Annotated in this window: 25 protein-coding genes and 2 tRNA genes; 17 read left to right on the plus strand and 10 right to left on the minus strand. The window is 70.0% G+C overall.

Going from position 1 to position 24,929, the window contains the following annotated elements; all coding sequences use genetic code 11:
- Positions 1-42: 42 nt before the first annotated feature.
- The gene (gene yczE, locus QRO03_RS09150) at positions 43-651 is read right to left on the minus strand and encodes a membrane protein YczE (RefSeq protein WP_285137195.1); all 609 of its coding nucleotides are present in this window, start codon (positions 649-651) and stop codon (positions 43-45) included.
- Positions 652-712: 61 nt separating this feature from the next.
- Here yczE and yczR point away from each other — a divergent pair, with 61 nt between their 5' ends.
- Complete coding sequence (gene yczR / locus QRO03_RS09155; RefSeq protein WP_285137196.1) at positions 713-2,131, plus strand: MocR-like transcription factor YczR; 1,419 nt, start codon at positions 713-715, stop codon at positions 2,129-2,131.
- A gap of 65 nt (positions 2,132-2,196) precedes the next feature.
- On the opposite strand, the gene QRO03_RS09160 is transcribed toward yczR, so the two are convergent.
- Entirely contained in the window at positions 2,197-2,454 is a 258-nt protein-coding gene (locus tag QRO03_RS09160) for a hypothetical protein (RefSeq protein WP_285137197.1), read from the minus strand.
- 204 nt (positions 2,455-2,658) lie between these two features.
- Between QRO03_RS09160 and QRO03_RS09165 the strand changes: the two genes are divergently transcribed.
- From QRO03_RS09165 to QRO03_RS09180, 4 genes are all read left to right on the plus strand, one after another.
- Complete coding sequence (locus tag QRO03_RS09165; RefSeq protein WP_285137198.1) at positions 2,659-3,198, plus strand: single-stranded DNA-binding protein; 540 nt, start codon at positions 2,659-2,661, stop codon at positions 3,196-3,198.
- Positions 3,199-3,260: 62 nt separating this feature from the next.
- On the plus strand, positions 3,261-3,764 hold the full coding sequence (locus QRO03_RS09170; RefSeq protein ID WP_285137199.1) for a DUF6993 domain-containing protein: 504 nt from the start codon (positions 3,261-3,263) through the stop codon (positions 3,762-3,764).
- 56 nt (positions 3,765-3,820) lie between these two features.
- Positions 3,821-5,500, plus strand: coding sequence for an energy-dependent translational throttle protein EttA (gene ettA, locus QRO03_RS09175; protein ID WP_285137200.1), 1,680 nt, complete (start codon positions 3,821-3,823; stop codon positions 5,498-5,500).
- A 61-nt stretch (positions 5,501-5,561) separates the two neighbouring features.
- Positions 5,562-6,032: an acyl-CoA thioesterase gene (locus QRO03_RS09180; RefSeq protein WP_285137327.1), complete on the plus strand. Its 471-nt coding sequence runs from the start codon at positions 5,562-5,564 to the stop codon at positions 6,030-6,032.
- Positions 6,033-6,198: 166 nt separating this feature from the next.
- Here the strand turns inward: QRO03_RS09180 and QRO03_RS09185 are convergent, their stop codons facing one another.
- A complete protein-coding gene (locus tag QRO03_RS09185) occupies positions 6,199-7,068 on the minus strand; it encodes an acyl-CoA thioesterase (protein WP_235561243.1) in 870 nt (289 codons plus the stop codon).
- 52 nt (positions 7,069-7,120) lie between these two features.
- Between QRO03_RS09185 and QRO03_RS09190 the strand changes: the two genes are divergently transcribed.
- Both QRO03_RS09190 and QRO03_RS09195 read left to right on the plus strand, forming a co-directional pair.
- On the plus strand, positions 7,121-7,789 hold the full coding sequence (locus QRO03_RS09190) for a DUF8185 domain-containing protein (RefSeq protein WP_285137201.1): 669 nt from the start codon (positions 7,121-7,123) through the stop codon (positions 7,787-7,789).
- A 171-nt stretch (positions 7,790-7,960) separates the two neighbouring features.
- Positions 7,961-8,860 (plus strand): cation-transporting ATPase, encoded by a 900-nt coding sequence (locus tag QRO03_RS09195; protein ID WP_285137202.1) that lies wholly within the window; start codon positions 7,961-7,963, stop codon positions 8,858-8,860.
- 174 nt (positions 8,861-9,034) lie between these two features.
- Here the strand turns inward: QRO03_RS09195 and QRO03_RS09200 are convergent, their stop codons facing one another.
- The 5 genes from QRO03_RS09200 to pepN all read right to left on the minus strand — a co-directional run bounded on the left by QRO03_RS09200 (position 9,035) and on the right by pepN (position 15,179).
- A complete protein-coding gene (locus QRO03_RS09200) occupies positions 9,035-9,484 on the minus strand; it encodes a globin (RefSeq protein ID WP_285137203.1) in 450 nt (149 codons plus the stop codon).
- Complete coding sequence (locus QRO03_RS09205; protein WP_502883020.1) at positions 9,481-10,707, minus strand: mechanosensitive ion channel family protein; 1,227 nt, start codon at positions 10,705-10,707, stop codon at positions 9,481-9,483. The genes QRO03_RS09200 and QRO03_RS09205 overlap by 4 nt, the downstream gene beginning before the upstream one ends.
- A gap of 81 nt (positions 10,708-10,788) precedes the next feature.
- A complete protein-coding gene (locus QRO03_RS09210) occupies positions 10,789-11,589 on the minus strand; it encodes an ABC transporter permease (RefSeq protein ID WP_285137204.1) in 801 nt (266 codons plus the stop codon).
- Positions 11,586-12,497: an ABC transporter ATP-binding protein gene (locus QRO03_RS09215; protein WP_285137205.1), complete on the minus strand. Its 912-nt coding sequence runs from the start codon at positions 12,495-12,497 to the stop codon at positions 11,586-11,588. Before QRO03_RS09215 ends, QRO03_RS09210 begins: the two co-directional genes overlap by 4 nt.
- A 132-nt stretch (positions 12,498-12,629) precedes the next feature.
- Entirely contained in the window at positions 12,630-15,179 is a 2,550-nt protein-coding gene (gene pepN / locus QRO03_RS09220; protein ID WP_285137206.1) for an aminopeptidase N, read from the minus strand.
- 150 nt (positions 15,180-15,329) lie between these two features.
- Between pepN and QRO03_RS09225 the strand changes: the two genes are divergently transcribed.
- The 5 genes from QRO03_RS09225 (at position 15,330) to QRO03_RS09245 (ending at position 20,517) form a co-directional block, all read left to right on the plus strand.
- Positions 15,330-16,517 (plus strand): ferrochelatase, encoded by a 1,188-nt coding sequence (locus QRO03_RS09225; protein ID WP_285137207.1) that lies wholly within the window; start codon positions 15,330-15,332, stop codon positions 16,515-16,517.
- Between the two features lie 90 nt (positions 16,518-16,607).
- Complete coding sequence (locus QRO03_RS09230) at positions 16,608-17,150, plus strand: ribose-5-phosphate isomerase (protein WP_285137208.1); 543 nt, start codon at positions 16,608-16,610, stop codon at positions 17,148-17,150.
- Complete coding sequence (locus QRO03_RS09235) at positions 17,150-18,139, plus strand: Fpg/Nei family DNA glycosylase (protein WP_285137209.1); 990 nt, start codon at positions 17,150-17,152, stop codon at positions 18,137-18,139. Before QRO03_RS09230 ends, QRO03_RS09235 begins: the two co-directional genes overlap by 1 nt.
- A 264-nt stretch (positions 18,140-18,403) precedes the next feature.
- On the plus strand, positions 18,404-19,027 hold the full coding sequence (locus QRO03_RS09240; RefSeq protein WP_285137210.1) for an FMN-binding negative transcriptional regulator: 624 nt from the start codon (positions 18,404-18,406) through the stop codon (positions 19,025-19,027).
- Positions 19,024-20,517 carry an amidohydrolase gene (locus QRO03_RS09245; protein WP_285137211.1) on the plus strand — a complete coding sequence of 498 codons (1,494 nt, stop codon included), beginning with the start codon at positions 19,024-19,026 and terminating at the stop codon, positions 20,515-20,517. The genes QRO03_RS09240 and QRO03_RS09245 overlap by 4 nt, the downstream gene beginning before the upstream one ends.
- A 153-nt stretch (positions 20,518-20,670) precedes the next feature.
- Here the strand turns inward: QRO03_RS09245 and QRO03_RS09250 are convergent, their stop codons facing one another.
- Positions 20,671-21,156, minus strand: coding sequence for a Dps family protein (locus tag QRO03_RS09250; RefSeq protein WP_285137212.1), 486 nt, complete (start codon positions 21,154-21,156; stop codon positions 20,671-20,673).
- A gap of 168 nt (positions 21,157-21,324) precedes the next feature.
- Between QRO03_RS09250 and QRO03_RS09255 the strand changes: the two genes are divergently transcribed.
- Complete coding sequence (locus QRO03_RS09255) at positions 21,325-21,885, plus strand: gamma carbonic anhydrase family protein (protein WP_285137213.1); 561 nt, start codon at positions 21,325-21,327, stop codon at positions 21,883-21,885.
- A gap of 40 nt (positions 21,886-21,925) precedes the next feature.
- The gene (locus QRO03_RS09260) at positions 21,926-22,288 is read left to right on the plus strand and encodes an A1S_2505 family phage non-structural protein (protein WP_285137214.1); all 363 of its coding nucleotides are present in this window, start codon (positions 21,926-21,928) and stop codon (positions 22,286-22,288) included.
- A gap of 11 nt (positions 22,289-22,299) precedes the next feature.
- On the opposite strand, the gene QRO03_RS09265 is transcribed toward QRO03_RS09260, so the two are convergent.
- A tRNA-Gly gene (locus QRO03_RS09265) sits at positions 22,300-22,373 on the minus strand.
- Between the two features lie 183 nt (positions 22,374-22,556).
- On the opposite strand from QRO03_RS09265, the gene QRO03_RS09270 reads away from it, so the two are divergent.
- The 3 genes from QRO03_RS09270 to QRO03_RS09280 all read left to right on the plus strand — a co-directional run bounded on the left by QRO03_RS09270 (position 22,557) and on the right by QRO03_RS09280 (position 24,919).
- Positions 22,557-22,630, plus strand: a tRNA-Pro gene (locus tag QRO03_RS09270).
- 73 nt (positions 22,631-22,703) lie between these two features.
- Positions 22,704-24,185: a trigger factor gene (gene tig, locus QRO03_RS09275; RefSeq protein WP_285137215.1), complete on the plus strand. Its 1,482-nt coding sequence runs from the start codon at positions 22,704-22,706 to the stop codon at positions 24,183-24,185.
- A gap of 245 nt (positions 24,186-24,430) precedes the next feature.
- Positions 24,431-24,919, plus strand: coding sequence for a tetratricopeptide repeat protein (locus QRO03_RS09280; RefSeq protein WP_285137216.1), 489 nt, complete (start codon positions 24,431-24,433; stop codon positions 24,917-24,919).
- Positions 24,920-24,929: the final 10 nt, after the last annotated feature.

Raw genomic sequence — 24,929 nt, forward strand, 5'->3', positions numbered from 1 at the left:
GATGCGGCATCCCCTCGAGGCGAGGGGTTCTCCGGCTCGGCCTCACACGCGGGCGAGCCGTCGGGTGCGGGACGTCGGGCGGGTGAAGGAGAGCAGCGGCATCGCCACGTGCACGAGCGGGCCGATGCCCAGCGCGAAGACGAGCGTGCCCACGCCGACGGTTCCCCCGAGAAGCCAACCGAGGATGAGTACCGATCCCTCGACCGTGAGTCGGCACGCCCAGATGGGCCACCCGAACCGTCCGTGCAGACCGGTCATGAGCCCGTCGCGCGGCCCCGGCCCGAAGCGTGCGCCGATGTAGAGCCCCGAGGCGACCGCGACCAGGACGACACCCGCGACCAGCAGCAGCACCTGCGCCCAGAGCTCGTCGGGGTGGGGGAGGACCCACAGGGCGACCTGCATGCTCGTTCCGACGAGCAGGATGTTGGCGATGGTGCCGACCCCGGGCTTCTGGCGCAGCGGGATCCACAGCAGCAGCACGGCGAGTCCGACGATGTTGGTGACCCAACCGATCCCGAGGCCCGTGACCCGCGAGAGACCCTGTGCGAAGACCGTCCACGGGTCGACGCCCAGGCACGCGGCGACGGTGAGGGCGCAGCCGACGCCGTACAGCACGAGTCCGATGAGAAGGCGGGAGATCCGGGAGAGCATGGAGAGATCCAATCATGAAATTGGATGCAGGCCATGAGGCCAATTCAGCTATCGTGGCCCTATGGATTCCCGCATCTCCGCTCGCGCACTCTCTGTCGCCCTCGGCGGATGGCGGGGGAGCGGGCCCGCCTATGAGGCGCTCGCCGACGGCATCCGTCTGCTGTGTCTCGACAACAGGCTCGCCCCCTCGACGGCGCTGCCCGCGGAGCGGGAGCTCGCGTCGGCGTTGCACCTGAGCCGAACGACGGTCGCCGCCGCGTACCGCAGCCTGCGCGACAGCGGCCACATCGAGAGTCTGCGCGGGAGCGGCAGCGTGACGCTCCCGCTCCGCAGGACCGATCCCGGGCGGCTGGACGCCGACGATGCGGCCATCGACCTGCAGCAGGCGAGCCCCGCCGCGTGGCCGGGCCTTCCGGCGATCATCGCCGAGGCGACGCAGGACGCACCGGCGTTGGTCGCGCGCATCGGCTACGACGTCGTCGGCGACGCCGGACTGCGGGCGGCGATCGCGGATCACTACGCGGGCCGCGGACTGCCCACGTCGCCCGACCAGATCCTGGTCACGACGGGCGCCCAGAGCGCCATCCACCTCATCGCGTCGGTGCTGCTCGGCCGTGCGGACCGGGTGATGCTGGAGACGCCGACGTATCCGCACGCGGCCGACGCCTTCCGGCGCGTCGGTGCACGGCTCATCGGTGTGCCGGTCGACTCGTACACCGGCTGGGACCTCGAGCGCGCGGCCCAGAGCTTCGCGCGCGCGTTGCCGACCTTGGCCTATCTCATGCCCGACTTCCACAATCCGACGGGCCGAACCATGACCGCCGAGGAGGTGTCGGCGTTCGTCTCCGCCGCACAGTCGGCGGGCACCCTGCTGGTGCTCGACGAGACCACGGCGCAGCTCGACATCGACCGCGCGGTCGGTGCCGCACCGTTCCCCGACGACGACCGCATCATTCGCGTCGCGTCGCTCGGGAAGACCGTGTGGGGTGGCCTCCGCGTCGGATGGGTCCGCGCGGCCCCCGATATCGTCAGGCGCCTCGCGAGCGGGCGCCCGGTGCACGATCTCGGCACGCCGGAGATCGAGCAGGCCATCGCCCGGCGACTCGTCCCCCGTCTCGACGAGATCGCGCTCCAGCGCGGTGAGCTGCTGCGCGCGGGCCGCGACCACCTCGTCGCGGCGCTTCGCCGAGAGCTTCCCGAGTGGGAGGTGCCCGACGTGTCCGGCGGTGTCTCGGTGTGGGTCGGCCTCGGCGAGCCGCTCAGCACCCCCCTGGTCATGAACGCCAGAGCCCGGGGGCTGGCACTGTCGGCGGGGTCGCGTTTCGCCGTCGAGGGCGGCCACGACCGGCGCCTGCGTGTGCCGTTCACGGCGCCCCCGGCGACTCTCGAGCGTGCCGTCGATGTGCTGCGCGCAGCCTGGGACGATGTGCGCGGCGGTCGAACGAGTCCCGCCCGCGAGGACTTCGCCCGCGTCGTCTGACGCGCCCGGCACGACCTGGATCGGGTGTCGCCCCTGACGCGGGCTGCCGCTCGGTAGACCGCGTGTCAGCGGGCGTAACGCAGGCACTCGACCGCATCGCTCGACGACCAGAACTCGCCGAGCCGGCGGAAGTCGCCGGACGCGATGTGGAACCGCTCGGCCGCGTAACGCCAACCGCCTTCGGACGAGATCGCCCGGATGTGACCCACGACGATGCCGCGCGGATCGGCGATGCGCCACAGCCCCGCGGCGACGTGCGTCGCCGCTCCCCACCCGGCCGAGCGCGGAGCCGGGGCGAGATCGTTCCACAGTGCGGTGGTCATGCCCTGACGGTACGACCGACCTCCGACATCGGCTCCGGCGTGGGGGGAGGGGCCGCTCCTCCCCAGTCGAGTGTCAGCGTGATCTCTCCACGGAACGGCGGGATTCCACCGCCCGTGCCCGCCCATGCCGGTCATTCTGAGCGTGCTCCGGCACCCGTCGGGCACACGGGTGCCGGAGCGCACATCACGTCGAGAGGACACAACATGAGCGACCACATCACCCTCGTGGGCAACATCGTCGGGGACATCGAACAGCGGGCGACGCGCGCGGGCGGCTCCGTCGCCGCCTTCCGACTCGCCGTCGGCGAGCGAAGGCTCGACAAGGAGCGCGGAGAGTGGGTCGACGCGCACACCAACTACTACTCGATCTCCGTGTTCGGAGAGTTGGGCGCCAATGCGCTTCGATCGCTCCGGAAAGGCGAGCGCGTCGTTCTGAGCGGACGATTGCGATTGCGCGAGTGGGAGACGGAGACCAAGCGCGGCGTGAGTGCCGATGTCGTCGCCGACGCCATCGGTCACGATCTGCGGTGGGGGACCACGCGTTTCGACCGCACACCCAAGCCCGGCGGTCAGGCGGAAGCCGCGCCCGCGTCCCCGGCGGACGACAGCGGCAGCGCCGGAGCCGCAAGGCAGGATGCCGCGGAGGAGTCGGCGTGGTCGGTGCCGGGTGCATCGCGAGAGCCGGTCGGGGTCGGCACAGGCGCGGGAGGCGCGGACGCGATGGACCCCGACCGGCCGTTCTGAGGACGGCTGGCCGCGAGCGGCGACTGAGGGAGCGCGGCGTGCGGGTCCGTAGACTCGGAGCCGTGTCTCGCTCCCACGGTCGCCCTCTCGCCGCCCTGACCCTCCTGGCCGCTCTGGCCCTCGCGGGCTGCACCGGCGAATCTCCCACGACGCCGGCCGACTCGGCCGAGACGAGCGCCCCCGTGTCGTCGGCTCCGGCGGAGGGCACTCCCGCGCCGAGCTCGCCGGCCGCTGTGGCCCTCGTCCCGGGCGGGAGCGCGCAGCAGAACCTCCCGTTCTTCACGCAGGTCGTCGGCACGGTCTGGGCCGGATCCGGTCAGGTCGACGGACGCGCCTACGTCGATGCGCTCGCGGGGGCGGGGTTCGACAAGGGCGCGATGCAGGTGACGCCCGACGAGTCGACGATCGGGAATGCGGCCGAGAGCATCGAATTCTCCGTGCGACTCGGCGCGGACTGCCTCGTCGGCCAGGTCGGGCCCTCCATCGGCAATCCCGTGACGACGGTGCTGCCCGGCCTCTCCTCAGGTGGATGCCTGATCGGGCAGACCCGGCCGATCGACTGGTGAGAGGCGTCCGACGCCCGTAGGCCGCCGACGCACGCCGCCCCTAGACTGGACGGGATATGGCCGAATACATCTATTCCATGGTCCGTGCCCGCAAGGCTGTGGGCGACAAGCTCATCCTCGACGACGTCACGATGTCGTTCCTCCCCGGTGCGAAGATCGGGATGGTCGGCCCCAACGGTGCCGGAAAGTCCACGATCCTGAAGATCATGGCCGGGCTCGACAGCCCCTCCAACGGCGAGGCGCGTCTGAGCCCTGGCTTCTCGGTCGGCATCCTGATGCAGGAGCCCGAGCTCGACGACACCAAGACGGTGCTGGAGAACATCCAGGACGGCGTCGCGATCAAGCCCAAGCTCGACCGGTTCAACGAGATCTCGGCACTCATGGCCGACCCCGATGCCGACTTCGACGCGCTGCTCGCCGAGATGGGCACCCTGCAGGAAGAGATCGACGCCGCCGACGGCTGGGACCTCGACTCCCAGCTCGAGCAGGCGATGGACGCGCTGCGCACGCCGCCCGCCGACGCGTCGGTGGTTCCGCTCTCCGGTGGAGAGCGCCGCCGCGTGGCGCTCGCGAAGCTCCTGCTGCAGAAGCCCGACCTGCTGCTCCTCGACGAGCCCACCAACCACCTCGACGCCGAGAGCGTGCTCTGGCTCGAGCAGCACCTCAAGGCGTACAAGGGCGCGGTCATCGCCATCACGCACGACCGGTACTTCCTCGACAACGTCGCGGAGTGGATCGCCGAGGTCGACCGTGGGCACCTGTACCCCTACGAAGGCAACTACTCGACCTACCTCGAGAAGAAGGGGCAGCGTCTCGAGGTTCAGGGCAAGAAGGACGCCAAACTCGCCAAGCGCCTCAAGGACGAACTCGAGTGGGTGCGCTCCAACGCCAAGGGCCGTCAGGTCAAGTCGAAGGCGCGCCTCGCGCGATACGAAGAGATGGCGGCCGAAGCCGAGCGCACGCGCAAGTTGGACTTCGACGAGATCCAGATCCCCGCGGGTCCGCGTCTCGGCGGCATCGTCATCGACGCCAAGAAGCTCGAGAAGAGCTTCGGGGAGCGTTCGCTGATCAACAACCTCAGCTTCAACCTGCCCCCGAACGGCATCGTCGGCGTCATCGGCCCGAACGGCGTCGGAAAGACGACGCTCTTCAAGACGATCGTCGGTCTCGAGCCGCTCGACGGGGGAACGCTGAAGATCGGCGAGACGGTCAAGATCAGCTACGTCGACCAGTCGCGCGCGGCCATCGACCCCGAGAAGACGCTCTGGGAGGTCGTGTCCGACGGACTGGACATCATCACGGTCGGCAAGACCGAGATCCCCTCGCGTGCCTACGTGTCGAAGTTCGGCTTCAAGGGGCCCGACCAGCAGAAGAAGGCCGGCGTGCTCTCCGGTGGCGAGCGCAACCGCCTGAACCTTGCGATGACGCTGAAAGAGGGCGGCAACCTGCTGCTCCTCGACGAGCCGACGAACGACCTCGACGTCGAGACGTTGAGCTCCCTCGAGAACGCGCTCCTCGAGTTCCCCGGCTGCGCCGTGGTCATCACCCACGACCGGTGGTTCCTCGACCGCATCGCCACGCACATCCTCGCCTACGAGGGCACCGAGGAGCACCCCGATCAGTGGCACTGGTTCGAGGGCAACTTCGAGGCGTACGAGGCCAACAAGATCGAACGCTTCGGAGCGGATGCCGCCAACCCGGCGCGGTCGACGTACCGCAAGCTCACGCGTGACTGACACCTCCGCAACACCCGACTCGGGTCCGGCCGGCGCCGGGCCCGAGCGGGTGCACGTGCCGATGCCCCTGCGGTGGGGCGATCTCGACGCGCTCGGTCACGTCAACAACACCTCGATGTTGAAGCTGCTCGAAGAGGCGCGCCTGCGCGCCTTCTGGCGGGGCGATGACGACGCGAGCCCCTTGCCGACAGCAGTCTTCGACATGAGCGTGCTCGAAAGCGGGGGAGAGCGCGCAACGCTCATCGCGCGCCAGGAGATCGAGTACCTTCGCCCCGTGCCCTACAGTCAACGCCCCCTCGATGTGCGCCTGTGGATCGGCGCGATGGGCGGGTCGAGCGCCGACATCTGTTTCGAGGTCTACAGCCCGGCGGGCTCCGGTGAGCCGGTGCTGTACGCCCGGGCCACCGCCGTCGTCGTGCTCGTCGACACCGCCAGCGGTCGTCCGATCCGCTGGAGCTCGGCCGAGCGAGAGGCGTGGGCGCCGTACACCGGCGACCCGATCGAGTACCGTCGGCGCTCCGCCCGCGGCTGACGACGACAGCCTGTGCGCCCCCGACGATCGTTCACGGCGTCGGCGGCGCGGAACGTCCGGTATCTCGGATGCCATCAGCCCAGCGCGCTCATCTAGGGCGCCCAGCTCAGCAGGTGCGAGCCGTTGGCCGCCTCTTACGATCGGCCTCCGCGATCCCCCTGCGGCCTCAGTCGCGGGGCACCCGCACCATGATCTCCTGCGCCACGCTGGCCACCAGCAGACCGTCGCGTGTGTAGATGCGTCCGGTCGACAGGCCGCGGCCACCGCGCGCGTTGGGCGACTCCTGCACGTACAGGAGCCAATCGTCGACGCGGCCGGGGCGGTGCCACCACATCGCGTGGTCGAGGCTGGCGACCTTGAGGCCCGGCGTGCTCCACGCCACACCGTGCGCGCGCAGGATCGTCTCCTGAATGGTGAGGTCGCTCAGGTAGGCGAGCGCCGCACGGTGCACCGCCGGGTCGTCGGGCAGGGGGCGGCGCGTGCGCATCCAGACGGCCTGCCGAGGCACGTGCGGACCTTCGACCGAGGTGTACAGGGGCGAGGGGACGTGCAGCACATCGGCCGGACGCTCGGAGAACATCCGACGGCTGAGCGGATGCAGACCCTGCGGGTCGAACTCCGGCAGGTCTTCGGGGAGGGGGATGCCGTCGGGCATCGGCTCGGCGTGCTCGAGACCAGGGTCGTCGTCCTGGAACGAGGCGATCATCGAGAAGATCGGTACGCCCGCCTGATACGCCTGTGTCCGGCGCGTCGAGAACGAGCGTCCGTCGTGGATGCGGTCGACCGAGAACGTGATGCCGTCGGCGGGGTCTCCGGGCCGCAGGAAGTACCCGTGCATCGAGTGCACCGTTCGCTCCGGGGGGAGCGTGCGCGACGCCGCGACGATCGACTGCGCGAGCACCTGACCGCCGTAGACGCGGCCGAACGGCATGGCCTGCGAGACGCCGGTGAAGATGTCCTCGGTGGTCCGGGCTCCGGCGTCGCGGAGGTCGAGGACCGCGAGCAACGACGCCACGGGATCGACGGCGTCGGTCACGCTGACTCCATTCCGGTACGGCGTGCCCGTACCGCTTGGTAGTTTAGGGCGGGTGTCCGCGCGTCTGTTGTTCCCCGATCCGCAGGCGGCAGCCGACCTGCTCACCTTCGCCTCTCGGGCGATCCGATTGGGCGACGGCACGGTGCGACTTCGGGCCGAGAACGGCGTCCTCGTCGCCACCGCCGCCCCGCTGGCCCCTCGCGGACTGTTCGACACCACGCCTACGGTGCTGGGACTGCGCGTGTCGGCCATCGACCCCGAGCTGGAGTGCGACCTCGTCGTCGACGCCGCTGCCCTGCTGCCGGCCCCCGACGATGCGCAGGCCGTCATCCTGCCGGAGACCGCGACCTCTCCCGCATGGGCGGGGATCTCGCCCCCGCGTAGCGGATGGGACCAGACGGATGCCATCGACGCCGCCGTTCTGGCATCCCGCGCCCAATACGGCGTCGCGGCCGTCGCCGATGCCCTGCCCGCGAACGCGGGGGAGGATGTCGTGCGCGTCGTCCGTGCGCAGGTGTGGGGTCAGCCCGACGACGCGCTGGGGGGCCTGCCTCTCGGGACGGCTTTCGCCGCGTTCGCCCTCGGATTCATCGCCGGTGGCGAGGTCGCCGCCGTGAGGAGGAGCGGCGCCTGGACGCGCGTGACCCTCGCGCGCGGTCACGTGCTCGTGCGGGGGCCGGTGCGCTCGGGATTGACGGCCGTGCGCGCGACGGGTGCGTGACCCAGCAAGCGCATAGGTGGCCGCCATACGATGAGTGCAGCAAGGGGAGTACTCCCGTCGCGATGCATCCGTCATCACGAGGCCACCGTTGGTCTCCGGGTGCATCGGTCCGTTCCGGGCGGAGGAGACCTTGACGTCGCAGCCTCGCGCTGCCCGTCGAAGGGTGCCCTCGTGGTCTCGTTCTCCCGTCTTTTCGATCTCGCATCCAAGGCCGTCGACAAGGCCTCGTCGTCGTCGTCATCGCAGCGTCCCCCGGCGGCGGGCGGCGGCAAGGACTGGCGCGGCATGGTGCGCTCCGCGGCGGATGCCGTGACCGGCGATCGACGCACGGGTTCGGCGGCCACTCCGCCGCCCGCCCCGCCGACGGGTCGCGGTACGCCGAACATCCCGTCGACGAGTTCGTCGAGGCGATACGCCCCGCCCGCGGCATCCCGCGCCTCGTCGAACCTCTCGGCCGACGACCGCGCCGCGATCGCGCGCTACGACTACCTTCTTCGAACCGCCGACCCCGACCGGGTCGAGCAGATGCACCGCGAAGCCTTCGAACGCCTGACACCGGCGCAGCGCGCGCACGTGCGGGAGCGGATGGACGCCGACCTCGCACCCCACGAGCGCCCGCGCTCCGATGCCCCCGATGACCTCGCTCGAACCGCTGCGCGCGCCGAAGCGGCGCGTCCCGGGCGCATGTCGGCCCTGCTCGCCCGCGCGGGTCGGGGCGGCCTGATCGGGGCCGGAGTGGTGGGTGCCGGAGGACTTCTCGCCGCCGTCGCGGGCGGCGCCGTCGTGAGCGCCGTCGCGGGTCCGCTGCTCGCACAGGCCGGTCAGATGGGTGTCGACTTCGCGGGGCTCGCGGAGGGCGTCGACCTCGAGGGTCTGGCATCCGGAGTCGATCTCGCCAGCCTCGCGGAGGGCGTCGACGTCGGGGCCGCGGGCGAGTGGGCCGGCGGCGCTGCGGAGTGGGCGGGCGGCGCGCAGGACGCCGTATCGGGTGCCGGCGATCAGATCAGTGGGTTCGGCGACAGCCTGTCGAATCTCGACATCCCCGGCTTCGGAGACTTCCTCGGTCGGTAGCCGAACAGGTCGTCGTGTGGTGCGGGCGGGCTCGGACCCGCCTCACCGCCGTCGACGGGGATCGGCGGGATGCGCACGGCGCACGGGGAGCATGGTCTCCTCTGCTGCCTTGCGTCGTTCCGTCCGGTGTTCGCCGCGATGCAGACGGCAACGCGTTTCCGCGGACGCGCCTCACTACTCGGCGGCGCGGACGGGAAGCCCGGTGTCGGGGCGACCGTTCTGCTGCGGGCCGATCCCGCGGGGCTCGAACGTGTTGACCATCGCGTACGCGGCGCGCTCGAGGTAGTCCCAGAGCGGCGCCTCGAACGCGGGTGGCAGCGCGATCTCGTCGACGGCCGCGCGCATGTGCCCGAGCCATCGGTCGCGCGCGTCGGGATCGACGTGGAAGGGCATGTGCCGCATGCGCAGGCGCGGGTGCCCGCGCGTCTCCCCGTAGATCGGGGGGCCGCCCCAGTACTGCGCCAGGAACAGCGTCAGGCGCTCCGCCGCGGGTCCCAGATCCTCTTCGGGGTACATCGGCTTGAGCACCTCGTCGGAGGCCACGCCGCGGTAGAACGCATCGACGAGGCGACGGAAGGTGTCCATCCCCCCGACCTGCTCGTAGAAGCTGACGGGTTCGCTCATCTCGTGCCTTCTTCGTCGGCGCGGACGGCCGGGGGCGTGGGCTTGGGGGTGTCGGCGCCCGGGAGGTCGAGCGTCGTCGTGGGCGCGGCGTCGTGCACCGTCTTCTTCTGCGTCACCGGTGCACCGTCGTGGTCATCGTCGGCCGGGGCGAGGGGCTTGCTGCGTCGGCGCGGCTTCCAGACCGGACGTGCGTCGGTCGCGGCGACCGGCGTCTCCTTCGTCTTGGGCGGGTGCGCTCCGCGGACGCTCTGGGCACCCTCGGCGCCGGTGAGCACGATGGAGTTCAGCTGCGGCAGAGAGATGCCCAGCTCGTCGATCGCGCGCTTGAGGCGGGCGCGCAGTTCGCGCGCCACGTCGTCCTTCGCGCTCGACCGCGTCTTCATCACCAGTCGGATGACGATGGCGTCGCCCCCGATGGATTCGAGGCCCCAGATCTCGGGCTGCTCGATGATGCGCGAGCGCCACTTGTTCTCTTTGGCCATCGTCTTCGCGGCGCTCAGCATCGCCTTCTCGACGATGTCGAGGTCGGCATCCACGGGCACGGCCAGGTCGATGATGACGCGCGACCAGCCCTGCGACATGTTGCCGATGCGGGTGATCTCACCGTTGCGGACGTACCAGAGCGTGCCGTTGACGTCGCGCACGTGCGTGATGCGCACGCTGACGAACTCGACGATCCCGGTCGCGAGGCCCAGATCCACCACGTCGCCGATCCCGATCTGGTCTTCGGCGACGATGAAGATGCCGTTGAGCACGTCTTTGACGATGTTCTGCGCACCGAACCCGAGGCCCGCACCGATAGCGGCGGTCAGCAGCGTCAGCGAGGCCAGTGCGTCGGGCGCGACGATGCCGGCGATCCACACGAGCGCCACGATCACGAGGATGACGTTGACGATGTTCTGCAGGATCGTGCCGAGCGTGCGCGTGCGTTGGACGAGGCGCACGGCGCTGAGCGGAGAGCGGTCGAGCGCTTGCGTGTCGTCGACGCGGGCCTTGCTCTTCGCGCCGTTGACGATGCGGTCGACGACGCGGCGGATGATCACGCGCAGGATCCAGGCCGCGACGGCGATCCCGATGATGATGCCGAGGACCCGCAGGAGCATGCCTCCGAAGCCGAGCAGCTGACCCCCGATCCAGGTCCAGGTGTCGAGGTCGGCCAGCTGTGCGGGCGAGGTGATCGAGGGCGACGGGGTGGGTTCGGGGTCTTCGGCGAGGACGAGCATCGGCTTCAGACTAACGACGGATGCCTCGGCGCCGGCTGAGCGTCGAGGCATCCGTCGGTTCGGACGGGTGGGGAGGAGGGGTCAGGCGTCGCGGAGGCGGAGCGTCGCCCAGCCCAGCGTCAGGGGAACGACCGCCCACGCGATCAGGGCGATGGCCGCTCCCGACAGATCGGTGGCGCCGGCCGTGGTCAGGGTGGTGGCGGCGTTCGACGGGAGGTAGGCGACGGACTCGGAGATCCACGCCCAGCGTTCTCCCGCCAGCGTGAACAGGCTCATCACGATGGGCAGGACGAACAGGACACCGACCGTCGCGGCGATCGCTCCGGCACCGTTTCGGATGAGGAAGCCGAAGCCGAGGCCGATCAGCGTGAAGGCGACCATCGACGCCACACCGAACAGCAGCGGCAGCAACGACGAAGCCGGCTCCGACCAGTCCAGACCCCCCGAGACCAAGGGAGCGGTGATCAGGGCGGCGACGACGTAGGTGAGGACCGTGGTCACCGCCATCACCAGGGAGATGACGAGGGCCTTGGCGAGCACGACCGCGCCACGGCGCGGCTCGGCGGTGAGGGTGGAGCGGATCATGCCGGTGGAGTACTCACCGGTGATCACGATGGCGCCGAAGATGCCGGCGACGAGCATCGTGAACTGGATGGGTGCCACCAGGATCATCACGGGGGAGAACATGCCCCCGTTGTCGTTCGAGGCCAGCGCGAGCAGGAACGAGATGCTGAGCGACATCGCCGCGGTGAGGCCGAGCGACCACCAGGTGGAGCGCAGCGTCAGGACCTTGATGGTCTCGCTGCGCAGGATGTGGCCGAAGGTCAGGCGGTGCGGGTGGGCGTGCGTGGCGCGCCGGGGCGCCGGGGCGAGCGCGGTCATGCGATCTCCTTGGTCTTGTACTCGACCGAGTCGTCGGTCAGGGCGAGGTAGGCGTCTTCGAGCGAGCCGCTGCGCGGCGTCAGTTCGTACAGCGGGATGCCGTGACGGGCGGCGACATCCCCGATGGTCTGCGCGGTGACCCCGGTGATCTGCGCCGCGCCGGGCTCGAGGCCGGCGATGGTGGCATCCGGGATCTGGAGGGCGGCGACGAGGTCGGACAGCCGTGGGGAGCGGACGAGGAGCGTCGTCGTCGTCCAGGAGCCGACGAGCTCGGCGAGGGGAGCGTCGGCGAGCACACGGCCGCGGCCCAGCACGATGACGTGGTCGGCGGTCTGCGACATCTCGCTCATCAGGTGGCTCGACAGCAGCACGGTCCGGCCCTCGGCGGCGAGGTGGCGGACGAACTGGCGCACCCACCGCACCCCCTCGGGGTCGAGACCGTTCACCGGCTCGTCGAGGATGAGGGTGTGCGGGTCGCCGAGCAGGGCGGACGCGATCCCGAGACGCTGGCCCATGCCGAGCGAGAACTTCCCGGCGCGCTTCCCGGCGACGGAGCCGATCCCGGTGAGTTCGATCACCTCGTCGACACGCGCCCGGCCGATGCCGTGCGTCGCGGCGAGGGCGCGCAGGTGGTCACGGGCCGAGCGGCCGGTGTGGACGGCCTTCGCATCCAGCAGCACGCCGACCTCGGTGAGAGGGGAACGCAGCCGGCGGTAGTCCTGACCACCGACGGTGACGGAACCGGCCGTGGGCCGGTCGAGCCCGACGATCATGCGCATCGTCGTGGACTTGCCCGCTCCGTTGGGGCCGAGGAAGCCGGTCACCCGGCCCGGGGCGACGGTGAACGAGACGCCGTCGACCGCGGTCTTGGCGCCGAATCTCTTGGTGAGGTTGTCTGCAACGATCATGCTTCCACGCTAGGAAGAAGCGCCCGATCGGTCGTCCTCCCCGGGGATGACGTGCCCGCATCCTGAGGATGATCAGAGACGACGGATGCCCCCTCCCGAAGGGGGAGGGGGCATCCGATGACACGGGATCGCTTACCGGGCGTCGCGCTCCTGCACCGACAGTGCGCGCTCGACGCCGGCGAGGTTCTCGCCGACCAGGCGACGAAGTGCCGGGGCCGCGTCGGCGTTCTGCGACAGCCACTGGCGCGTGGCATCGCGCAGCGCCTTGCTCGCCAGCGCCGCGGGGTAGAGCCCCACGATGAGGTACTGCGCGATCTGGTAGCTGCGCGACTCCCAGATGGGCAGCAGCATCGCGAAGTACGGCTCGACGAAGTCGGCCAGCGCATCGACGGTCGCGGGGTGCGTGAAGCCGGCGGCGGTCGCGCGCACGATCGTGTTCGGCGCGTCGGCCGAATCGATGAGAGAGCTCCACGCCTTCTGCTTCGCCTCACGCGAGGGAAGGGCAGCCAGCGCGGTCGCGGCGAACTCGCCGCCCTTGGCGGTGTTGTCGGCGGCACGTGCAGCCTCGATGTCGGCCTCGGTCGCAGCTCCCGCGGCGGCCAGCGAGACGAGCAGCTGCCACGACAGGTCGGTGTCGATCTCGAGGCCCTCGAGCGTGATCGAGCCGTCGCGGAGGGCCTTCACCGTCTCGGCGTGCGCCGGGGTGGCGGCCGCAGAGGCGAAGGCCGTCACGAACTGCAGCTGGCTGTCGCTGCCCGCCTCGGCCGACTGCGCCAGCTCCCACAGTCCGTCTGCGACGCGCCGACGCGCCTCGTCACGGGTGGCGGGGGCGACGTAGGAGTTGGCGGCGAGTTGCAGCTGAGCCAGCGTCGTGCGCACGGTGGTCGACTCGGTCTCGGAGCCGATGTTGCGCAGCACGAGGTCGAGGTAGTCGGTCGCCGAGGCCTCGGCATCCCGGGTCTGATCCCACGCGGCGCCCCAGACGAGCGAGCGGGCGAGGGGGTCGGAGATGCCCCCGAGGTGCGCGATGGCGGTGGCCAGCGAGCGCTCGTCGAGGCGGATCTTCGCGTAGGCGAGGTCGTCGTCGTTGAGCAGCACGAGGTCGGGACGACGGATGCCGCGCAGCTCCGCGACCTCGGTGCGGTCGCCGTCGACGTCGAGCTCGACGCGATGCACCCGCTCGAGGGCGCCGTCGCCGGTCAGTGAGTAGAAGCCGATGCCCAGGCGGTGCGGGCGGATCGTGGGGTAGTCGCTCGGGGCCGTCTGCACGACGGCGAAGCGCGAGATGGTGCCGTCGGATCCCTCTTCGATCAGCGGGGTCAAGGTGTTCACGCCCGCGGTCTCGAGCCACTTCCTCGCCCAGTCGCCCAGGTCGCGGCCGCTGGTGACCTCGAGCTCGGTGAGCAGATCGCCCACCTCGGTGTTCGACCACTGGTGCTTCTGGAAATAGGCGGCGACGCCGGCGAAGAACTGCTCGATACCGACCCACGCGGCCAGCTGCTTCAGCACCGACCCGCCCTTGGCGTACGTGATGCCGTCGAAGTTGACCTGCACGTCTTCGAGATCGTTGATCTCGGCGACGACGGGGTGGGTGGAGGGGAGCTGATCCTGGCGGTAGGCCCAGGTCTTCTCCATCGCGTTGAACGTCGTCCACGCCGCGTGCCACTCGGTGGCCTCGGCGGTGGCGATGGTGGAAGCCCACTCGGCGAACGACTCGTTCAGCCAGAGGTCGTTCCACCACTTCATCGTGACGAGATCGCCGAACCACATGTGCGCCAGCTCGTGCAGGATCGTCACGACGCGGCGTTCCTTGACGGCATCCGTCACCTTGCTGCGGAAGACGTAGGTCTCGGTGAAGGTCACCGCTCCGGCGTTCTCCATGGCGCCCGCGTTGAACTCCGGCACGAAGAGCTGGTCGTACTTGGCGAAGGGGTAGGGGAAGCCGAACCTCTCCTCGAAGTAGGCGAAGCCCTGGCGGGTCTTGTCGAACACGTAGTCGGCGTCGAGGTACTGCCACAGGCTCTTGCGGGCGAAGACGCCGAGGGGGATGACGCGGCCGTCGGCGCTCGTGAGCTCGCTGTACGTCGCCTCGTACGGGCCCGCGACCAACGCGGTGATGTACGACGAGATGCGCGGAGTCGGCGGGAAGTCCCAGCGGGCGACATCGTCGGAGACGGCGACGGGCTCGGGTGTGGGGGAGTTCGACACGACCCTCCACCGCGCGGGGGCGATGACCGAGAAGGTGAACGCGGCCTTGAGGTCGGGCTGCTCGAACACCGTGTACACGCGGCGCGAGTCGGGCACCTCGAACTGCGAGTAGAGGTAGACCTCGCCGTCGACCGGGTCGACGAAGCGGTGCAGCCCCTCACCGGTGTTGGTGTACTCGCAGTCGGCCTCGACGACGAGCTCGTTCGCGGCTTCGAGATCGTCGAGTGCGATGCGCGAGTCGGCGAAGACCTCGGCCGGGTCGAGGGAACGACCGTTGAGCGTGACGGTGCGCACCGTGCGGGCGATCAGGTCGATGAAGGTCGACGCGCCTTCGGTGGCGTCGAAGGTGACCACCGTGCGCGAGGAGAAGACCTCGTCACCGCGGGTGAGGTCGAGCTCCACGCGGTACTCGCGGGTGTCGACGATCGCGCGGCGTTCCTGCGCTTCGATGCGGGTGAGGTTCTCTCCTGGCACTGGCGTTCTCCCGGGGATGTGGGTGGGGATCGTCGCGATGACGTGCTGGCGTGGTGACGACGAACGCCGTCGGCGACGATGACAACCAGATAAGCCTAGTCACGAGACAACCCGCGTCCGGCCGTACCGGGCAGGTGGGAGGATGTGTGCGTGAGCACGACCGACACGGACAGCACCCCCGAGACCGTCCTCTACGCCTCTCCCGCCGCGTCCTCCGGACCCAAGTGGGTCGAGACGCCCGTCGCCTACGACGGCATCCTCCTCGCCGGTTTCGGCGGACCCGAGGGCCAGGACGACGTCATCCCGTTCCTGCGCAACGTCACGCGCGGCCGCGGCATCCCCGACGAACGTCTCGAGGAGGTGGCGCACCACTACCGGCACTTCGGTGGGGTGAGCCCCATCAACCAGCACAACCGCGAGTTGAAGGCGGCGCTCGAGGCGGAGATCGCCGCGCGCGGCCTGGGCCTGCCGGTCTACTGGGGCAATCGCAACTGGGAGCCCTACCTCGAAGAGGCCGTGACCGAGGCGGCGGAGGCCGGCGACACCACGTTGCTGGCGATCGCGACGAGCGCCTACAGCTCGTTCTCGAGCTGCCGTCAGTACCGCGAAGACTATGCGCGCGTGCTCGAGGCGACGGGACTCGGCGAGACGGTGACCATCGACAAGGTGCGCCAGTTCTTCGACCACCCCGGTTTCGTGTCGACCTTCGTTCGCGGAGTGACGGATGCCGTCTCGGCGTACGTCGCGGAGGGCATCTCGCCTGAGAAGATCCGCGTGCTCTTCTCCACCCACTCCATCCCCTCGGCGGACGCAGAGCGCTCCGGCCCCCGCGACGTCGACTTCGGCGAGGGCGGTGCGTACGCCGCCCAGCACAAGGCCGTCGCCGCTTTCGTCATGGCCGAGGTCGCCGGCGCCGTCGCCGACGTCGAGTGGGAGCTGGTCTACCAGTCGCGCTCCGGCCCGCCCACGCAGCCCTGGCTCGAGCCCGACGTCAACGACGTCATCGCCGAACTGCCCGGCCGCGGCGCCGAGGCCGTGGTGATCGTGCCCCTCGGCTTCGTCAGCGACCACATGGAGGTGCTCTGGGACCTCGACACCGAGGCGATGGAGGCGGCCGAGGAGGCGGGCATCAAGGCGGTGCGCACCCCGACCCCCGGCATCGACCCGGCCTACGTGTCGGGGCTCGTCGACCTGGTGGAGGAGCGGCTCACGGGCGCTCCCAAGGCCGAGCGTCCGCATCTGACCGACCTCGGACCTTGGTATGACGTATGCCGCCCCGGATGCTGCGAGAACATCCGCGCGGGCTTCAAGCCGGTCGCCGCGGGGCTTCGTCCCTGACTGCGTCGACGCCGCCCGTTCCCGTGGAGGGGGCGGGCGGCGTCGGCGTATCCGCCCCGCGATGTCGGTGATCCTCAATAGGATTCCCTCATGCGCATCCACATCGGCACCGATCACGCCGGTCTCGAGTTCTCCACCCAGATCCAGCACCACCTCGCCTCGCAGGGGCACGAGGTGATCGACCACGGGCCCATCGAGTACGACCCGCTCGACGACTACCCCGCCTTCTGCATCCGGGCGGCCCAGGCGGTCGTGCGCGACCAGGCGCAGGGCGTCGACGCCCTCGGTGTGGTGTTCGGCGGGTCGGGCAACGGCGAGCAGATCGCCGCGAACAAGGTGCTCGGCGTGCGTGCGGCGCTGGTGTGGAACATCTCCACGGCCGAGCTCGCGCGCGAGCACAACGACGCCAACGTCATCTCGATCGGCGCGCGCCAGCACTCGTTCGAAGAGGCGAGCTCGTTCATCGATCGCTTCATCGCGACCCCATTCTCCGGCGAAGAGCGCCACGCCCGCCGGATCGGGCAGCTCGCCGCGTTTGAACAAGACGGGGTACTCCTGCCCGATCCCCGCGCGGGGGCGTCGGAGAACACCATGACCGACGCCAGCGACTCGTTCGACCCCGAGGCAGGCTGATGCCCGAAGGGCATTCCGTCCACCGCATCGCCCGGCAGTTCGAGCGCAACATCGTGGGCCGCACGGTCGCGGCATCCAGTCCCCAGGGCCGTTTCGTCGAGGGCGCCGAGGTCATCGACGGGCGCGAGGCCCTCGAGGTGCGAGCCGTGGCGAAGCAGATGTTCCTGCGGTTCGACGGCGATGTGTGGCTCCGCGTACACCTGGGGATGTACGGCGCCTGGGACTTCTCGGGCGACGTGTCGGTCGATGCGACCATCGCGTCGTCGAACGGACGCATGGGGCAGACGAACCAGCGCGGCACGGTGATCGACGACGCGATCATGGATGCCGCGGGAGAGAACTCCCTCAGCTCGATCGGCGCCCCGCGGCGTGCTCGCGTGCGCATGTCGGAGCAGACCACCGGGCTCGACGAGCAGACGGAATGGCCGCCGCCGGTGGTCGGCCAAGTGCGCCTGCGTCTGCTCACCGAGGCCACGTGCGCCGATCTGCGCGGGCCCACCGCGTGCGTTCTGCAGACACCCGATGAGGTGCAGGCCACCATCGCGAAGCTCGGGCCCGACCCCCTCGTCGACGACCTCACCGAGGGAGAGGAGCGTTTCACCTCGACGGTGCGCAAGAAGCCCACGCCGATCGGTCTGCTGCTCATGGACCAGGCCGTGGTGAGCGGCATCGGCAACGTCTACCGTGCCGAGCTGCTGTTCCGTGCGCGGCAGAATCCCCACACACCCGGCCGCGACGTGCCCGAAGAGGTCGTGCGCGGCATCTGGCGAGACTGGGCGACGCTCCTGCCGATCGGCGTCGAAACCGGTCAGATGATGACGATGGACGGGCTCGACCCCGCCGCCTATCGCCGCGCGATGGCGCGTCGTGCCGACCGGCATTGGGTCTATCACCGCGAGGGCCTGCCGTGCCGCGTGTGCGGGACCGCGATCGTGATGGAGGAGGCCGCCGGGCGCAAGCTCTACTGGTGCCCGAGCTGCCAGGCGTGATGTTGCGGCGTGCTCCGGGCACAGAAGACTGAGCCGGTAGAAGCCTCCGGGCGTACGCGTGTTCCGGTCCCTTCGGCAGGCTCAGGGACCTCGGCGAGACTCGAGGACCTCGGCGCGGCTCAGGGACCTCGGCGCGGCTCAGGGACCTCGGCGTGGCTCGGGGACCTCGGCGTGGCTCGGGGACCTCGGCGTGGCTCGGTGACCGGGGAGTGGAGGTGGCTGAGCCTGTCGATGCCGGCGGGTGCGGCGTTCTAGGCTGAACCGGTGCGTCAGAACCCCAGCTTCGCGATGACCGACGTCGATGAGATCCGTCGCCTGATCGACCGCCACCCGTGGGTCACCCTGGTCAGTCAGACCGACGATGGCCTCGTCGCCTCGCACTACGCCGTCATGCTCGACGACGAACGTGACGACCTCACGATCGTCGGTCATGTCGGCAAGCCCGACGACCTCATCCTCGGTCTCGGCGATCGCGAATTGCTCGTGGTCGTGCAGGGTCCCCACGGGTACGTCACCCCGCGCTGGTACGGCGACGTCCCCGCCGTCCCGACGTGGAACTTCGTGTCGGCGCACCTCTCCGGCATCCCGGAACTGCTCACGGCGGAAGAGAATCTCCGCGTGCTCGAGCGTCTGGTGGATCGCTTCGAAGGCGACGACGCCGACGCACGCGGCCTGTACGCGCTGCCCAACGACGCGGCGTTCGTGGAGCGGCTCGAGCGCGGAACCGTCGGCTTCCGGCTCACCCCCACGCGGGTCACCGCGAAGCGCAAGCTCAGTCAGAACAAGAGCGCCGAGGTCGTCGAGACCGTCATCGCCGGGGTCGGCGCCCAGAACCCCGAGCTCGCCGCCGAGATGCGCCGGGCCGCCGACGCGCGGATGCGCCCGTGATCGGCGCGAACGCGGGCTTCCTCCGTGCTGTCCGGGTCGCCGGTCCGGGTCGGGAGTTCCTGCCCACCGACGAGCCGGTCGACATCGTCATCGACGGCGGTCGGATCGCCGACATCGCGCCCACCGGCAACCTCCGCCCGGCCGGTCTCGTCATCGACGGCGAGGGGGGCTGGCTGCTCCCCGGCCTCTGGGATCACCACGTCCACGCGCTCCAGTGGGCGCTGGTCGCTGATCGCGTCCCCCTCGGCGATGTGGGGTCCGCGCGGGAGGCGGCTGGCGTCATGGGCGCCGCGGCGGTGAACGACGGATGCCGTGTCGGCGCCGGGTTCCGCGACGGCCTCTGGTCCGACGCGCCCAGCCTGGAGATGCTGGATGCCACGACCGGCGTCGTCCCGACCTATCTCATCAACGCCGACGTGCACAGTGTCTGGCTGAACTCCGCCGCCTTCCGACGCGAGGGCTTCGAGCCCGTGGCATCCGGGATGCTGCGAGAGGAGGACGCCTTCGAGATCTCGCGGCGCCTCAACGACGTCGACCCCGAGGTCGCCGACCGGGCCGTGGACCGCATGGCGCGAGCGGCGGCCGCCCGTGGCATCGTGGGCCTGGTCGATCTCGACATGACGTGGAACGACGGTCCGTGGCAGCGACGCGCGGCGCGCGGCTTCGACACGGTGCGCGTGTCGTACGGCACGTATCCGCAGCACCTCGACCGGGCGATCGCCGAGGGGCTCCGCACCGGAGATCTGGTGCGCGGTGCGGTGAACGACCTGATCCGCGTCGGTCCGTTGAAGGCCATCACCGACGGATCGCTCGGCACGCGCACCGCCGCGTGCGCGCACCACTACCCGGGCGACGTCGACAATCACGGACTGCTCACCGTGGCGCCCGACGAGCTCGTCGACATGATGACGCGGGCGACGGCCGCCGGACTGGAGTGCGCCATCCACGCGATCGGCGACGTCGCCAACAGTCATGCCCTCGACGCATTCGCGCTGAGCGGCGCCGTCGGCACCATCGAGCACGCGCAGCTCGTCGCCCACGCCGACATCCCGCGCTTCGCGCGATTGGGGGTGGCTGCGAGCGTCCAACCCGAACACGCGTTGGACGACCGCGACATGACGGATGCCATCTGGGCGGAGCAGTCCGCACAGCCGTACCCCCTGCGGGCCCTGGTCGACAGCGGGGCGAACGTGCGGTTCGGCTCCGACGCCCCGGTGGCGCTGCTCGATCCCTGGGCGGCGATGGCGTCGGCGGTGTTCCGCACGCGCGACGGGCGCGACGCCTGGCAACCGCACCAGCGGGTCGACATCGGCACGGCGATCGCGGCATCCACCGTCGGCGGATCGACGGCGCCGGCGGAGATCTCGCCCGGTGCCCTAGCGGATCTGGTGATCGTCGATGCGGATCCGTTGACCGCCGACGAGCAGCGCCTGCGCACGATGCCCGTGCGCACAACCCTTCTGGCCGGTCGGGTGACGCACTACGCCTGAGCCCACGCGTTCGCGCGTGAGTCGCCAAGACGTTCGCGCGTGAGTCGCCGAGATGTGTCGCTTCGACCTCGCTGGCAGCGACAAATCGTGGCGACTCACGCGGGGACGACGGAGGGGGCGGCGCCGAAGCACCTCCCCCTCCGAATGAACGTCTTACGCGGCGAGGTGCGCGAAGAGGAACCAGCGGTCCTTGTCGAGGCCGCGCTTGATCTCGATCGCGACGTCCTGGCTCGACATGTCGACCTCGTTGAGGCCCTCGATAGCGGCCTCGAGGTCGACGAGCACGGCGTCGATGTCGGCGATGACGGCGCGGATGACGACGTCGGACTGCGCGAAGCCGGCCGGCACCTCGGTGGCCTTCGCCTTGGCGGCGACGGTCGACAGGCGGGAGTCGATGGGCAGGCCCAGGGCGACGATGCGCTCAGCGGCCAGGTCGGCCCAGTCCTGCGCGTGGGCGACGACCGTGTCGAGCAGCTCGTGCACACCGATGAAGTTGGCGCCGCGCACGTGCCAGTGCGCCTGCTTGCCGTTGACGACGAGCGCCTCGAGGCCGATCACGACGGGGGAGAGGAACTGGGCGGTGCCGGCAGCCATGGTCGGGTCGACGGTGGTGGCGGCGGGGGTCTGAACGGTGCTCATTTTTGCTCCTTAGGCGACGTTCGAAGTCTCGATGTACAGAACGCTACTCACTCTGTTCCATTCCGCAAGCAAGATGAGGCTCGGCTAAATGCCTGGTGAATAGGCAATCCTCACCTACTCTCCGGAGCCGTCACGGCGGTGTCCGTGGCGATGGATAGGGTCGGGCGCATGACGATCGCCCCGGATGCCACTGTGCTCGCCCTCCCCGACTCCACACCGTCGATCGATGCCACCGCGTTCGTGGCATCCGGGGCGCGGATCGTGGGGCGGGTGCACCTCGCCGCGGGAGCGAGCGTCTGGTACAACGCCGTGCTCCGCGGGGACAGCGCGTCGATCACGGTCGGGGCACGCAGCAACCTGCAGGACAACGTGTCGGTGCACGTCGACGCCGGGCGCCCCGTACACATCGGGGCCGACGTGTCGGTCGGACACAACGCCGTCGTGCACGGCTGCACCATCGGCGACGGATCGCTCATCGGCATGGGCAGCGTCGTGCTCTCGGGTGCCGAGATCGGACCCGGATGCCTCGTGGCCGGGGGAGCGGTCGTGCTCGAGGGCACGGTGGTGCCGGCGGGTTCCCTCGTCGCCGGGGTGCCCGCGAAGGTGCGTCGCGCGCTGACGGACGAGGAGCGGCAGAAGATCCTGCGGAACGCGGAGACGTATCTCACGCACAGCGCACGGCACCGCGCGGCGCTGCCCGCCGGCGAGCCGCCCGTGCCCGGCGAGTGAAGCCCCTTGCGGGATGCGGATCCGTCCGTAGGCTCACGCCATGCACATCACGTCGCTGCAGCCGGGAGAGGTCTTCGTCTTCGGATCCAACGCATCCGGCGCACACGGCGGGGGAGCGGCGCGCTTCGCCCTCGACCGCTTCGGCGCGGTATGGGGCCAGAGCGAAGGGCTGCAGGGGCAGTCGTACGGTATCGACACGATGTCGGGGCTGACGGTGTTCGAGGAGCAGGCGCGGCGGTTCGTCGCTTTCGCGGCCGAGCACCCGGAGCTGCGGTTCCTCGTCACCGAGGTCGGCTGCGGGATCGCCGGTTACCGCCCGCAGCAGGTCGCGGGCTTCTTCGCGGATGCCGGAGAGAACGTCGTCCTGCCGGAGTCTTTCCGCGCGGTGACGGACGCCCCATGACCCAGAGAATGTGGAGGGGCTGACGAGAATCGAACTCGCATCATCTGTTTGGAAGACAGAGGCTTTACCACTAAGCTACAGCCCCGAAATTCAGCCGCTCCGGAAAGGGCGACGAACTCGAACTCGACCACTCTACGACACCTGCGAGGGTGGTGCGAACGCCACCCGCGGACGCCCGCGCCGGTTCCTGTGCGGCGAGACCTGCGCGCTCAGGCCGATCGACTAGACTTTCAGCGGTCGTTTCGTCGGCGCGTGCCGCGCGCCGCCCCGGGGCGTAGCTCAGCTTGGTAGAGCGCCCGCTTTGGGAGCGGGAGGCCGCAGGTTCAAATCCTGTCGCCCCGACGTCACGGCCCCACAGACCACAGGCCTAGCCGGCCCCCGCGTGCGCGCGGGCCACACGAGGAGAACGAACCGCATGGTCAACAGCACCGTCGAGAAGCTCAGCCCCACCCGGGTCAAGCTCCACATCACGGTCTCGCCCGACGAGCTCAAGCCGAGCATCGCGCACGCCTACGAGCACATCGCCAAAGACGTGCAGATCCCCGGCTTCCGCAAGGGCAAGGTCCCCGCGCCCATCATCGACCAGCGCATGGGCCGCGGCGCCGTCATCGAGCACGCCGTCAACGAAGGGCTCGACGGCTTCTACCGCGCAGCCGTCGAGGCGAACGACCTCCGCGTCATCGGTCGCCCCAACGCCGAGATCATCGAACTGCCCGAGCTCAAGGACTTCTCGGGCGACCTGATCGTCGACGTCGAGGTCGACGTGCGCCCCGAGTTCGACCTTCCCGCGTACGACACCATCACCGTGACCGTCGACGCGGCCGAGGTCGACGAGGCCGGCATCGACGCTGAGCTCGACCGCCTGCGCGCCCGTTTCGGCACGCTCGTCACCGTCGACCGCCCCGCGACGACCGGTGATTTCGTCGAGCTCGACCTCGTCGCCACCATCGACGGCGCCGAGATCGACCGCGCCGAGGGCGTGTCGTACGAGATCGGTTCCGGCGAGCTGCTCGAGGGCATCGACGAGGCCATCGAGTCGCTCACCGCCGACGAAGAGACCACGTTCCGCTCGAAGCTCGTCGGCGGCGACCACGCCGGTGAAGAGGCCGAGGTGGCCGTCACCATCAAGGCCGTCAAGGAGCGCGAGCTTCCCGAGGCCGACGACGACTTCGCCCAGATGGCATCCGAGTTCGACACGATCGCCGAGCTCCGCGAGTCGCTCAGCGAGCGCGTCTCGCAGCAGTCGGTGTTCACGCAGGGTGCCGCCGCACGCGACAAGTTCATCGAGGCGCTCCTCGAGGCCGTCGAGATCCCCGTGCCCCCGGCGCTCATCGAAGACGAGGTGCACAACCACCTCGAGGGTGAGAACCGCCTCGAGGACGACGAGCACCGCGCCGAGGTGACCGAGGCCAGCGAGAAGCAGTTCCGCACGCAGATGGTCCTCGACAAGATCGCCGAAGACGCCAACGTCCAGGTGTCGCAGGACGAGCTGACCCAGTACCTCATCCAGTCGGCCGCGCAGTACAACATGGCGCCGCAGGACTTCGTCAACGCACTGCAGCAGGGCAACCAGCTGCCCGCGCTCGTCGGCGAGGTCGCCCGCAACAAGGCCCTGGCCATCGCGCTCGGCAAGGTCACCGTCGTCGACACCGACGGCAAGCCCGTCGACCTGACCGGTTTCGTCGCCGTCGAGGGCGAAGAGCCCACCGACGCCGACGACGAGGTCGTCGAAGAGGCGCAGGAGATCGCGGACGCCGCGGCCGACGCCGACGCCGTCGTCGAGGCCGAAGAGGCGCCCGTCGAAGAGGCCCCCAAGAAGGCCCCCGCCAAGAAGCGCGCCCCTGCCAAGAAGAAGGTTGCCGAGAAGGCCGACGACAAGGCCGCCGACAGCGAGTAAGTCATGACGAAGGGGGCGGATGCATTGCATCCGCCCCCTTTTTCGTTCCCGGATGCCGTTCGCGAGCCGTCACGAACCGCGTGACTGTCCACGACATCCGGACGACATCGGAGAGCGTCCGTGTGTTGTGGACGCTCACGTGGGTCACGACAGTGCGGGCTCGGCCGTGCGGCCGGCCCGGGCGCCGACCGGTGCCGGAACAAGGGCGGCCCGTGCGCGAAGGCCGATCCGGAAAGAGATGAGTGATGGACGACTGGCAGAACCGAGTGGACGCTGTATGGGCCGACGAGACGATCTCGCCCGACGAGGTGGTCCTGCGCATCGACGCGCTGGCGGGGGAGCGGCACGCGGACGACGCGGTCGCGCTGTTCGAGCGAGCCGGGGCGCGCGATTCGGCCGGACGCGAGCGGGAGGCGGAGGAGTTGTACCGCCGGGCGCTCGAGATCGGGCTCGACGACGAGCGTCGTACCCGGGCGACCATCCAGCTCGCCAGCACGATCCGCAACCTCGGCAAGACCGCCGAGGCGCTGGCGCTGCTGCGCGCGGAGTACGTGCGCGAGCCGCGCGGCGACCTGCACGACGCAGCCGCCGCCTTCTACGCGCTGGCGCTGGTGTCGAACGGAGAGTCGGAGCGGGCGGCATCCATCGCCCTGCAGGCCCTCGCCCCGCACCTACCGCGCTATACCCGGTCCGTGACGGATTATGCGCTCGACATCATCGAAGAACCGCGCTGATCCGCCCGCG

The organism is Microbacterium sp. lyk4-40-TSB-66 (assembly GCF_030209475.1).
Lineage (GTDB): Bacteria > Actinomycetota > Actinomycetes > Actinomycetales > Microbacteriaceae > Microbacterium.